This is a genomic window from Rhodococcus sp. AG1013 (assembly GCF_003350365.1).
Taxonomy (GTDB): Bacteria; Actinomycetota; Actinomycetes; order Mycobacteriales; family Mycobacteriaceae; genus Prescottella.
On record NZ_QQAT01000001.1, the window covers coordinates 1 to 12,069 of the forward strand.

11 protein-coding genes are annotated in these 12,069 nt (G+C 67.3%); 9 read left to right on the plus strand and 2 right to left on the minus strand.

Annotated features, from left to right (window positions below; genetic code table 11):
• Nucleotides 1-196 precede the first annotated feature (196 nt).
• The 3 genes from DEU38_RS00005 to DEU38_RS00015 all read left to right on the plus strand — a co-directional run bounded on the left by DEU38_RS00005 (nt 197) and on the right by DEU38_RS00015 (nt 3,956).
• Nucleotides 197-790 carry an alpha/beta hydrolase gene (locus DEU38_RS00005; RefSeq protein ID WP_114718099.1) on the plus strand — a complete coding sequence of 198 codons (594 nt, stop codon included), beginning with the start codon at nt 197-199 and terminating at the stop codon, nt 788-790.
• Nucleotides 791-823: 33 nt separating this feature from the next.
• Entirely contained in the window at nt 824-2,377 is a 1,554-nt protein-coding gene (locus DEU38_RS00010) for a long-chain fatty acid--CoA ligase (protein WP_114718100.1), read from the plus strand.
• Nucleotides 2,378-2,495: 118 nt separating this feature from the next.
• Nucleotides 2,496-3,956 (plus strand): glycoside hydrolase family 5 protein, encoded by a 1,461-nt coding sequence (locus tag DEU38_RS00015; protein WP_114718101.1) that lies wholly within the window; start codon nt 2,496-2,498, stop codon nt 3,954-3,956.
• A 59-nt stretch (nt 3,957-4,015) separates the two neighbouring features.
• Here DEU38_RS00015 and DEU38_RS00020 read toward each other — a convergent pair whose 3' ends face one another.
• Nucleotides 4,016-4,627 carry a TetR/AcrR family transcriptional regulator gene (locus DEU38_RS00020; protein ID WP_114718102.1) on the minus strand — a complete coding sequence of 204 codons (612 nt, stop codon included), beginning with the start codon at nt 4,625-4,627 and terminating at the stop codon, nt 4,016-4,018.
• A gap of 124 nt (nt 4,628-4,751) precedes the next feature.
• Between DEU38_RS00020 and DEU38_RS00025 the strand changes: the two genes are divergently transcribed.
• The 5 genes from DEU38_RS00025 (at nt 4,752) to DEU38_RS00045 (ending at nt 9,905) form a co-directional block, all read left to right on the plus strand.
• The gene (locus tag DEU38_RS00025) at nt 4,752-5,897 is read left to right on the plus strand and encodes an acyl-CoA dehydrogenase family protein (RefSeq protein WP_114718103.1); all 1,146 of its coding nucleotides are present in this window, start codon (nt 4,752-4,754) and stop codon (nt 5,895-5,897) included.
• An 816-nt stretch (nt 5,898-6,713) separates the two neighbouring features.
• Nucleotides 6,714-7,937, plus strand: a complete 1,224-nt coding sequence (locus DEU38_RS00030; protein WP_114718104.1) for an acetyl-CoA C-acetyltransferase — start codon at nt 6,714-6,716, stop codon at nt 7,935-7,937.
• Nucleotides 7,937-8,701 (plus strand): SDR family NAD(P)-dependent oxidoreductase, encoded by a 765-nt coding sequence (locus DEU38_RS00035; RefSeq protein ID WP_114718105.1) that lies wholly within the window; start codon nt 7,937-7,939, stop codon nt 8,699-8,701. The genes DEU38_RS00030 and DEU38_RS00035 overlap by 1 nt, the downstream gene beginning before the upstream one ends.
• On the plus strand, nt 8,698-9,450 hold the full coding sequence (locus tag DEU38_RS00040; RefSeq protein WP_114718106.1) for an SDR family oxidoreductase: 753 nt from the start codon (nt 8,698-8,700) through the stop codon (nt 9,448-9,450). Before DEU38_RS00035 ends, DEU38_RS00040 begins: the two co-directional genes overlap by 4 nt.
• Nucleotides 9,450-9,905 carry a MaoC family dehydratase gene (locus DEU38_RS00045; protein ID WP_114718107.1) on the plus strand — a complete coding sequence of 152 codons (456 nt, stop codon included), beginning with the start codon at nt 9,450-9,452 and terminating at the stop codon, nt 9,903-9,905. The genes DEU38_RS00040 and DEU38_RS00045 overlap by 1 nt, the downstream gene beginning before the upstream one ends.
• Before the next feature lie 79 nt (nt 9,906-9,984).
• Here the strand turns inward: DEU38_RS00045 and DEU38_RS00050 are convergent, their stop codons facing one another.
• The gene (locus tag DEU38_RS00050) at nt 9,985-11,037 is read right to left on the minus strand and encodes a YeiH family protein (RefSeq protein WP_114718108.1); all 1,053 of its coding nucleotides are present in this window, start codon (nt 11,035-11,037) and stop codon (nt 9,985-9,987) included.
• 101 nt (nt 11,038-11,138) lie between these two features.
• On the opposite strand from DEU38_RS00050, the gene DEU38_RS00055 reads away from it, so the two are divergent.
• Nucleotides 11,139-12,062, plus strand: a complete 924-nt coding sequence (locus tag DEU38_RS00055; RefSeq protein ID WP_114718109.1) for a LysR family transcriptional regulator — start codon at nt 11,139-11,141, stop codon at nt 12,060-12,062.
• Nucleotides 12,063-12,069 lie beyond the last annotated feature (7 nt).

Consider the following 12,069-nt stretch of genomic DNA (forward strand, 5'->3'; position numbering starts at 1 on the left):
CACCACCTACGCGAACGCCGACGAGACCCTCGCCGAGCTCGGTTACGCCCCGAACCGTCGCCCCGGCCAGGTCGGCTTCACCCAGCACGCCTGACCCGCTGTCTCACGTCTGCGACAGCACCTCTCGATGGAGCGGGGACGCCCACAGGCGTCCCCGCTCCGTCTGCCCGCCTCGAGATCTTTTGGAGGAAATGCCTTGAGCAGCTCCGTTTCCCCGACCGTCGTGATCGTTCCCGGACTGCGTGACCACGTCGAGGACCACTGGCAGACCCTGTTGGCCGCCGGCCTGGACAAGGTCCGTACCGTCCCGCCGCTCGAGCACGACAAGCTCAGCCTCGACGCCCGTGTGGCCGCGCTCGACGCCGTCCTGGCCGACATCGACGGCCCCGTCGTGCTCGTCGCGCACAGCGCCGGCGTGATGATCACCGTGCACTGGGCCGCCCGGCACGACCGCCCGGTGGCGGGCGCGATCCTGGCCACCCCGTCGGACCTCTCCACCCCGCTGCCGGCCGGATACCCGGCGCTGGCGGACCTCGAGGCGAACGGCTGGAACCCGGTGCCGCGCAGCCCGCTGCCGTTCCCGAGCATCGTCGCCGCCAGCACCAACGACCCGCTGGCCGATTTCGCCGTCGTCGTCGACCTCGCACACGCGTGGGGCGGCCGTCTCGTCGACCTCGGCGAGGTCGGACACCTCAACCCCGCCTCGGGCTACGGCGAATGGCCCCGCGCGACCGAGCTTCTCGACGAACTGTTCACCACGATCGGCGTCCAGACCGCGCCGAGCCACTGACCTTCACGACCGCTGCCCGAGAGAGACGCCCCGATGCTCAATCTGTCCATGTTCCTGGAAGACTCGGCCCGCAAGTACCCGAGCCGCGACGCGCTGGTGCTGGGGGACGACCGGTTCACCTACGCGGAGACCGACGGTCTCGCGAACCAGGTCGCCAATCTCCTCGTCGCGTCGGGCATCGTTCCCGGTGACCGCGTCGCGATCTCCTGCCCCAACCTGCCGTGGTTCCCGATCGTCTACTACGGGATCCTCAAGGCGGGCGCCGTGGTCGTGCCGCTCAACGTCCTGCTGAAGGGACGTGAGATCGCCTACCACCTGCAGGACTGCGGGGCGGTCGCCTACTTCTGCTTCGAGGGCGGACCGGATCTGCCGATCGGCGAGTACGGACGGGACGGCTTCGACGAGGCGCCCTCGTGTCGAACGATGTTCGTGATCGGCGGCGACGGCAGCGTCGCAGCCGGCAGCGATGTGGGAATCACCGCGCTCTCGACGGTGCTGCCCGACCAGCCGTCGACGTTCGAGTCGGTGGCGCGGGAAGCCACGGACACTGCGGTCATCCTCTACACGAGCGGGACGACCGGCCGGCCGAAGGGCGCCGAGCTGACCCAGTCGAACATGGTCATGAACGCCATCGCCTCGAACCGGTTGTTCGACAGCAGCCCGAGCCTGCACGACACCCACCTGCTGACGCTTCCTCTGTTCCATTCGTTCGGGCAGACGATCAACATGAACGCCGGTTTCTCGGTGGGCGCGACGCTCGTGCTGCTCCCGCGTTTCGAGGCGAGCGCGGCGCTGGACATCATGGAGCGCGAGTCGATCACGATGTTCGCGGGCGTGCCGACGATGTACTGGGGCCTGCTCGGAGCCGTCGACGACTCGGTCGACGTGGGCCGGATCGCCGCCAACCTCCGCAAGGCGATATCCGGGGGCGCGGCGCTGCCGGTGGAGATCCTCGAGCGCTTCGCGAGGCGATTCGGGGTCCAGATCCTCGAGGGATACGGGCTGTCCGAGACCTCACCGGTCGCCCTGTTCAGCGATCCGGAGCAGGCACCGCGAGCGGGATCGATCGGGATCCCGATCTGGGGCGTCGACGTGCGCCTCGTCGATCGTGACTGGAACACCGTCGACGAAATCGGCGCCGTCGGCGAACTCGCGATCCGCGGACACAACGTGATGAAGGGCTACTACGGTCGGCCGGAGGCCACCGACGAGGTGATGCGCGACGGTTGGTTCCGCACGGGCGATCTGGCCCGCCGCGACGACGACGGTTTCTACTACATCGTGGACCGAGCCAAGGACATGATCGTGCGCGGTGGGTTCAACGTCTATCCGCGGGAGATCGAGGAAGTCCTCATGACACACGAGGCGGTCTCGTTGGCGGCCGTGATCGGAGTGCCGCACGAGAGCCACGGCGAGGAGGTCCGCGCCTACGTCATCCCGCACGAGGGCTCCGGGATCTCGGCCGACGAGTTGATCGCCTGGTCGAAGGACCGGATGGCGAGCTACAAGTACCCGCGCGAGGTGCGGATCGTGGATCAGCTCCCGATGACCGGCACGGGGAAGATCCTCAAGCGCGAACTGGTGTGAGCAACCGCAACCGTCCGAAAACTCTTACCTGAGGGTGAGTTTCACGGTTCAGACTCCTGCACGGAGGGTCTGAGCCTAGGCTCTCGGGCACTTGGACGGTTGTACAGGAAGGCTCACCGTGCGCGCGTTGCTGTTGCTTGCCCTGACGGCTCTGACCCTGCAGGCAGTCCCGGCTGCGGAAGCGGCTCCGCTCGGCGACGGGTGGACGCTTCCGCAGCTGACGGTCGACGATCGGACGATCAAGGACGTCGAAGGTCGGACGGTGCTCCTGCGCGGCGCGAATGTGAATCAGCTCAACGACTACGCGCAGAACGGAACCGACCTCCCGACGGTGGCTCCGCTGGATCGAACGGACTTCGCGCGGATGGCCACGCTCGGGTTCGACGTGGTGCGACTGAACGTGTCGTGGTCGGCGCTGGAGCCGACCCGGGGCGCGTTCGACCAGGCCTACGTCCAGCGGATCCGCTCCGCCGTGCAGGACGCGAAGGACCACGGCATCTACACCGTGCTCGACATGCATCAGGACGCGTGGGGTCCGTTCGTCGGAACCCCCGCCGGGCAGACCTGCCCACCGTTGCTCGAGCCGGGTATCGGGTGGGACGGCGCACCGGAATGGGCCACGCTGACCGGCGGATGGACGACGTGCAACATCGGGGGACTGCGCGAGGCGTCACCCGCCGTTGCGCGCGCGTTCCAGGCGTTCTACGACGACGAACAGGGGATCCAGGGCCGCCTGGTCGCGACGTGGGCGCGGCTGGCCGCCGAGTTCGCCGACGAGCCCGCGGTCGCCGGCTACGACCTGCTCAACGAGCCGAACCCGGGACTGCGGGACCCGTTCACGGCCGCCGACCAGATCGGCCGTTTCTACCAGCGCGCGATCGCGGCCATCCGGCAGGCCGAATCCGGCGGCTTTCCGCACCTGATCTTCTTCGAACCGAGTGCCGTCTGGTCGGCGTTCGGGATCGACGCGCTCCCGCCGCGTCACTACCTCGCCGATCCGCTCGTAGTGTTCTCGCCGCACCTCTACAGTCAGTCGATCACCGTCAGTAGCGAGTTCCCCTCCCTGGAGACCGGATTCCGGATCGCCGCCGCGGGAGCCGACTGGTACGGCGCACCGCTGTGGACGGGCGAATGGGGCTGGTTCGGTGAACCCGACGAGCAGTCCTCCGCCGTCGACCGGTTCGTCGACGCCACGAACGAGCATCGGATGGGCGGCGCGTGGTGGTCGTGGACGCAGGCGTGCGGCGATCCGCACGCCGTGCGCGACGGCAACACCGAGAAGCCGCAGGGCAACCTCAATCGGATCGACTGCCCGTCGGGCCGGTCGCTGGGGATGGTGGACGGATTCGTGACTCCGCTGGCCCGGGCGTACCCGCGCGCGACGCCCGGATCTCTGACCGACGTCACGTCGGAGGGCTTCGCCGGCAGCGGTCGCGGACGGGTGGAGGCGTGGTATCCCGGCGCCGAGCAGCCGCAACTGGACACCGTGAATCTCGCGGATGTGGATCTTGCGCGGGTGGACGGCGGCTGGCGCTTCACGGCACACGCCGACGGTGACTACTCGGTGAGCAGCCGCTGAGTCGACTCGGATGGAGCTCGGCCTGAGCGATTGCTTAGGAGGTGGGCGGATGTGTGTTGTCACACATCCGCTTTCACCATTCGTTCCGCGAAGGCCGCGAACGACGCGCCCACCGACTCGGGGGTATGCAGCTCGCGGGACGGGTACCACCGCACCGTGTCGATACACAGCGACAGAACCGCGAGGGTGGTGACGTCGATGTTGTCCACCGCGAACTCCCCGTCACGCGTGCCGTCCGAGATGATCGAACGGACGGTGGCGACGATGTCCCGGCGTAGTTGCACCACCCGCGCGTGGTTCTCGTCGTCGAGCGCGGCGAGTTCGTACTGCACGACCCGGGCGGTCCTGTGGTTCTCGGCGTGCCAGTGAGCGAACGCGTAGACGGCGGCACGCAGGCGTTTCGTCGGAGATCCCGCGGTCTCGGCGCCGGCGCGCAGGGCCGCGTACGCCGCGATGTGCCCCTCGAGGCTCAGCCTGGCCAGCACGTCCTGCTTGGACCGGAAGTGGATGTACATCGCGGCGGGGCTCATGTTCGCCCCCGCGGCGATCTCGCGCGTGCTGGTCCCGTGGTAGCCCTTCGCGGCGAACGCGTCGCGCGCGGAGTCGAGTAGCCGCTGCTCGGCCTCCCCGATGGGGCGGTCCGCGCGCGGTCCTGCTGATTGCGATGACATCTGTCTCCGACCTCCGGCGCATCCGCCGACCCGATGTCGGCGTTTCCGCATTGACTTTCCCACACTCTCGTCGCAAACTAAGCGAGCGCTTAGCCGATGGAGGTTGAGTCGGAAAGGGTACGAAGTGAAGAGAGCAGTTTTCACCGCCGATCACGAGCAGTTCCGCGCGGCGGTCCACGACTTCCTGGCGCGGGAAGTGGTCCCTAACGTCGAGTCCCACAGCGAGAACAAGCTGATCGCGCGCGAGGTGTGGCGTGAGGCCGGCAAGCAGGGCATCCTCGGCCTCGAGATTCCGGAGGTCTACGGCGGCAGCGAGGCCGGTGACTACCGGTTCAACGCGGTCGCGACCGAGGAGTTGGCCGCCGTCAACATGGCCCTCGCGTCGAGCTTCGGGATCCATTTCGACATCGTGACGCCGTACGTGGTCGACCTCGCGTCGGAGGAGCAGAAGCAGCAGTGGCTGCCGCGGATGGCGTCCGGTGACGCGGTGGCGGCGATCGGCATGACCGAGCCGTCTGCGGGCTCGGACCTGGCCAATCTGAAGTCGTCCGCCGTTCGCGACGGCTCCGACTGGATTCTCAACGGATCCAAGACCTTCATCACGAACGGCTACACCGCCGACGTGGTGGTCGTCGCGGCGCGAACCGACCCGACACAGCGTTCCAAGGGCATCAGCCTCTTCCTCGTCGATGCGTCGCTCCCGGGCTTCGAGCGGGGACGCAAGCTCGACAAGGTGGGCCAGCCCGAGTCCGACACCGCCGAACTGTTCTTCGACAACGTCCGTCTCCCGGCCGACGCGCTGCTGGGCGAGCCCGGCACGGGATTCGTGGCGATGATGGAACGCCTCCCGCAGGAGCGCATCGGCGCCGCGGTGACCAATGTCGCGCACGCCAAGCAGATCCTGCTGGAGACGATCGAATACGCCAAGGATCGCAAGGCGTTCGGGAACTCGATCGGTTCGTTCCAGCACAACAAGTTCCTGCTGGCCGAGCTGGTCACGAAGATCGAGGTGGCGCAGGCGTACATCGATGCGGCGGTCGCCCAGCACTCCGATGCCGGGCTCAGCGCCGTCGACGCGGCCAAGGCCAAGTGGTGGTCGGCGCAGGTGCAGAACGAGGTGCTCGACCACTGCGTGCAGCTGCACGGCGGCTACGGCTACATGCGCGAGTACCGCGTCGCGCGCGCCTGGATGGACGCGCGCGTCACGAAGATCTGGGCCGGATCCAACGAGATCATGAAGGAAATCATCGGGCGCGATCTCGCGCTGTGATCCTCGCCCTCCCGATCCGTGGGGCTCGTGCGCCCCGCGGATCGGGAGGCCGGCACCAGTGCGTGTCTCCTGTTCGGCGGCGAGTCCCTCTCCACCTGTGAAAGAGGCCCCCCGCGACAATCGAGGGCCACTGTCGGCCGTCGTATCCCTACGTGAAGTTCGCCCCGGCGAAAGTGTGTGAGTCGCCACCGCTTCGGTACCCGATTCGATCCTTCTCGATGGAGAAGGCGTATGCGAGGTCGGCCAGGGAGAAGAAGGCCGCGTGGACCGCCGCCCACCCGGCACGTCTACGGCCGCATCGTCGATGACGCGATAGTGCCCGTGCGCCGACAATTTCGTCCCCGCACCGGAATTTGCCTTCAGCGCGCCTTGTGACGGCCGGTGGCGCATCCACCGATCAATAAGCGATTGCTTATTCTGGTGGAGCACATCTAGCTGCTGCAGTGCGGCCCTGGCCGACTGCCCCTCGAGGCGTGACCTCCGTGTTGCACGCGCAAGATCAACTGTTCGAACTGTTGTCGTGCTCGGCCAGAACCAGATTCGGTCCACCTGCTTCCGTCTCCGCGGCTGGGATTGACTTTCGCGAGCAACCGCCCCAAACTAAGCGAACGCTTAGCGATCCGCCCTATGGGCGGAGGTCGAGGCGGAACGGGGACCGACCGCGCGGGCAAGCGCCGCGTCGCGCGCGTGGATGACATGTCTGCCCGCGACGACGCTCCCGGCCGGTTCGACCGAGTTCACGTAGGAAGTCACTCTGGCGCGAGTTGGCGCTGTTACCTGTGCCGGCTGCGGCCGGCGGAACGGGAGTTACGAATCATGACCGAAGCAGTCATCGTCGCAACCGCACGTTCGCCGATCGGGCGTGCGGGTAAGGGATCGTTGGCAGGGGTCCGGCCGGACGACCTTGCCGCGCAGATGGTTCGAGCAGCTCTCGACCAGATCCCCTCGCTCGATCCGAACACCGTGGACGACCTGTACCTGGGGGCCTGGGAGCACACCGGTGAGCAGAGCGAGAACATCGCCCGCCGTGTTGCAGTCCAGTTGGGTATGGATGCAGTTCCCGCCGTGACGGTGAACCGGGCGTGCGCGTCGAGCGTGCAGACCACGCGGATGGCGTTCAACGCGATCAAGGCCGGTGACGGTGACGTGTTCGTCTCCGCCGGTGTCGAGTGCGTCTCGCGGTACCCGCAGCAGAACGGCGTCGGGGCCGGCGACATCCAGTCGCAGAACCCGCTGTTCGCGCCGGCGCAGGAACGGACCACGCGGCTGGCGGAGACCAACGAGACCTGGACCGACCCGCGCACCGCGGGCCTGCTGCCCGATGTCTACATCACCATGGGGCAGACCGCGGAGAACGTCGCCACCTACCGCGGGATCAGCCGGGCCGAGCAGGACGAATTCGCCGCCCGCTCACAGCAGTTGGCGGAGAAGGCGATCGCCGACGGGTTCTTCGAGCGGGAGATCACCCCGGTCATCCTCGCCGACGGAAGTGCGGTCCGCACCGACGACGGACCCCGAGCGGGCACCACGTTCGAGAAGCTGTCCGGACTGCGAACCGTCTTCCGGGAGGACGGCACCGTCACCGCCGGAAATGCGTGTCCACTCAACGACGGTGCCGCCGCGCTGGTCGTGATGAGCGACCACAGGGCCGCCGAACTCGGGCTCACCCCGCTCGCACGCGTGGTGTCGACCGCCGTGAGCGGCCTGTCGCCGGAGATCATGGGACTGGGCCCGGTCGAGGCGTCGCGTCGGGCTCTCGCGAAGGCGGGCCTGTCGATCTCCGACATCGACCTCGCCGAGATCAACGAGGCGTTCGCGGCGCAGGTGATCCCGTCGTACCGGGATCTCGGCATCGACATCGACCGACTCAACGTCAACGGCGGCGGCATCGCGCTGGGGCATCCGTTCGGTGCGACCGGTGCCCGCATCACGACCACGCTGCTGCACTCGCTGCAGGAGCGTGACCTCCAGTTCGGATTGGAGACCATGTGCATCGGTGGCGGCCAGGGAATGGCGATCATCTTCGAGAGGCTGAGCTGATGACCGAAACGATTGGGACACAGACAACGTCGAACGTGTCGTTCGACTTCACCGGCCAGTCCGTGATCGTGACCGGCGGTGGACGCGGCATCGGGCTCGAGTTGGGGCGCTTCTTCCACGAGACCGGTGCCACCGTGTACCTCGTCGACTTCGACGGCGATGCGGTGACCGAAGCGGCTGCCGAGGTGGGGTGCCGCTGTGCCGTAGCCGACGTGAGCAACAGCGATTCGGTCCAGTCCGTGGTCGATCGCGTGATCGCCGAGACCGGTCGGATCGACGTGCTGGTCAACAACGCCGGCATCCTCCGCGACCGAGTCCTCTGGAAGCTCACAGACGACGACTACGAGCAGGTCATGGCGGTCCATGCGGGCGGGACGTTCCGGTTCAGCCGCGCCTGTGTGCCCCATTTCCGCGAGCGCGGTTACGGCCGCATCGTCAACGTCACCTCCTACACGGGTCTGCGCGGCAATCCGGGCCAGGCGAACTACGCCATGGCCAAGGCCGGGATCATCGGTTTCACCAAGACCGCCGCGAAGGAACTCGCCCGATTCGGTGTGACGGTCAACGCGATCTCGCCCAACGCCGAGACCAGGATGATCGCCTCCATCCCGGAGGACAAGAAGGCCGAGTTGATCGCACAGGTCCCGATGGGCCGCTTCGCCGATCCCCGCGAGATGGCGGCGGCGGTCGCGTTCCTCGCATCGACGAACGCCGGATACATCACCGGCACCGTGCTTCCTGTCGACGGCGGGATCTCGATATGACGGCTCGCTTCGTCGGCCGCGTCGCCGTCGTCACCGGGGCGAGCCGCGGCATCGGTCTCGCGGTGGCGCAGCGCCTGGTCGACGAGGGCGCGCGCGTCGTGATCACGGCGCGCAACCAGGACGCGCTCGACGCCGCCGTCGAACAGTTGGGCGGCCCGTCGGTGGCGCTCGCCGTCGCTGGCCGGGCCGACGACGAGACCCACCAGGCCGAGACGATCGCGCGGGCCGTCGAGGTCTTCGGCCGGTTGGACGTCCTCGTCAACAACACCGGCATCAACCCGGTCTCGGGGCCGGTGCTCGACACCGACCTGGACGCGGCGCGAAAGATCCTCGGGGTCAACGTGCTCGGCGTGATCGGTTGGGCCAGGCGCTTCCGGAAGCAGTTGGATGGGGCGGTCGGCGCGGTGGTCAACGTCGCCTCGGTGGCGGGGCTCCGGCCGGCGACCGACATCGGCGTCTACGGAGTCAGCAAGTCCGCGGTGATCGCGTTGACCGCGCAGCTGGCGGCCGAGAACAGCCCGGCGATGCGAGTCAATGCCGTCGCGCCCGCGGTCGTGCGGACACGGTTCGCCGGTCCGCTGTACGAGGGGCGTGAGGAGCAGGTGGCCGCCGACTACCCGCTGGGTCGGCTCGGCGAGCCCGAGGACATCGCCGCCGCCGTGGCGTTCCTCGCGTCCGACGACGCGGCGTGGATCACGGGGCAGACTCTGGTCGTCGACGGTGGCCTGACCCTGTCGGGAGGAGTGTGATGGCGGTATTCACCTCTCTCGACGAGTTGCGCTCCGCGGTCGGCACCGACCTCGGCGCCAGCGACTGGGTGACGGTCTCCCAGAACCGGATCGACACGTTCGCAGACTGCACCGAGGACAGGCAGTGGATTCACATCGATCCGGTGCGCGCGGCGGACGGTCCGTTCGGCGGTCCGATCGCCCACGGTTACCTCACGCTGTCGTTGCTGTCACGGTTCTTCGATGATCTGATCCGCGTCGAGAACGTGACCGCGGCCGTGAACTACGGACTCGACCGGGTGCGTTTCCCCTCTCCGGTCCCGGGTGGTGCGCGCGTGCGCGGCCACGCACGGGTGGCGTCCGTCGCCGACATTCCCGGCGGCGTGCAGGTCGCACTCGACGTCTCCGTCGAGTGCGACCGGGCCGACAAGCCGGTTTGTGTGGCGCGGTCCCTCGCCCGATACCTGGTGGAATAGCCGGGCGGGGCCACGAGCACGTGGGCCTGCCGCGCACGTCGTGCGCGGCAGGCCCGTGGTTCGTTTCGGGGCCCCTGGATCAGACCATCATGACTCCGACGAGGGCGATGACCGCGACCCAGACGGTGGACGCCGCCGCGAGGATGAACGGCCGGATTCCGACCTTCTTGATCGTGGCGATGCGGACGCCTGCACCCAGCGCGAACATTGCCGCGGTCAGCAGCGCAGTCTGCAGTGAGCTCGCAGCCGAGAGAAGTCCGGCCGGGAGGATTCCCGTCGACCGGATGACGACGAGTCCGAGAAATGCCAGGACGAAGAGCGGAATCAGTGGTGGGCGTTTGGTCGTGGTGCCCTGCCCGATGGTCCGTCTGCGTTGCATGATGCTGAGGGCAGCCATGACCGGGGCGAGCATGAGGACCCGGGCCAGTTTCACGATCGTTGCCACGGTGAGGGCTGCACCGCCGATGATGCCGCCGGCGGCGACGACCTGAGCGACCTCGTGGATCGACCCGCCGGCCCACAGCCCCGCTTCGGTGTCGTCGAAACCGATTGCGCTCGAGATCAAGGGGATCGTCGGGATCATCAGGGTGCCGAAGATCACGACCAGGGCGACGGCGGTGAGGACCTCCTCCTCGTCGGCTTCGACGACGCCGTCCGCTGCGGCAACTGCCGCGGCTCCGCAGATCGAGAAGCCGCAGGCGATGAGCACCCGCTGGGTCCAGGAGAGGCCCAACAGGCTACCCACGAACATCGTTCCGATGATTCCGAGGACGACGATCGCCACGACCATTGCGATGACGCCCCATCCGAGGCCGAGGATGTCCCCCAGGACGAGTTGCAGTCCGAGCAGGGAAATGCCCACGCGCAGAAGCTTCTTGGACGAGAACGTGATTCCGGCGCCGAAGCTGGCCGGTAGAACGACGAGATTGGCAGTCAGGGCGCCCAGCACGATTGCGATCAGCAGTGGGCTCAGCGTGGGGACGAAGTGCCTGACGCCCATGGCGACGACGGCAGCGCAGGCGGACAACGCAATGCCCGGCACCAATGCGCGCACCGAGTCCAGACGTGATGGGCCGGATGGGGATGGAGACGCAGCGTTGGGGGCGTCGGATTGGCCCAGTACGGATTTCATACTACGACAATCCTTCGTCGACCGGCTGTTCGGTAGAGACCGATTGGGCAACGCGTCATACCGAATTGATATGTATGTGCGGTCGGCCATACAGTTGTCGCATGTCGCGTCGGTCGCTCGATCACACTGCCCTCGAGTTGCTGGTCGGCATCGCCGACAGTGGAAGTTTGAGTGCCGCAGGCAGGCTGGTCGGGATGGCGCAACCGAATGCGAGTCGCCATATCACTCAGTTGGAGCGCAAATTCGGGATGACGTTGGTGCGGCGCAGCACTACCGGTTCGGTCTTGACGTCGAATGGCGTGGTGGTTGCGCACTGGGCCCGAAAGATATTGGCCGACATGGACAAGTTGCTCGAAGCCGTCGACGGCCTGCGGGCTGAGCGATCGCGCGGACTTCGGGTCAGCGCGAGTATGACCGTCGCCGAACATCTGATGCCGCTGTGGCTGGGCCGCTTTCGGCAATCACATCCCGATCTGACGATTCATCTGGAAGTACAGAATTCGCTACGGGTGTTCGAACAGGTCTCGGATGGATCCTGCGAGTTGGGGTTCGTGGAGTCGCCCGAGATTCCCAACCAGATCAGGAGTGTTCCGGTGGCCCGGGATTGTCTGGTGGTGGTGGTCCATCCAGAGCATGTGTGGGCCACACGCGGCCGTCCGGTCGGTGCTGCTGAACTGGCCACGACACCGTTGATCGTCCGAGAGCCGGGTTCGGGAACCCGCACCACCCTGGATGTGGCACTCGAAAGGTATCCGCGCTGTCCTCCGCTCCTCGAGTTGGGTAGCTCGGGTGCGATTCGCAGTAGCGTCCTGGCTGGAGTGGGGCCGGCGGTGCTGAGCGCGCTCGCTGTCGCCGACCGCGTCGCGTCGGGCGGCCTCGTGGTGGTCGACGTCGAGGGGCTCGATCTCGAACGGACATTGCGCGCGGTGTGGAGTTCGCAAGGCCCACTGCACCCCGCTGCGGGTGAGCTGATCGGGCTGGCAAGCGATTTCGGTGGGCGTCGCCGCATCGACAGTCAGCGTTGACGAAGCG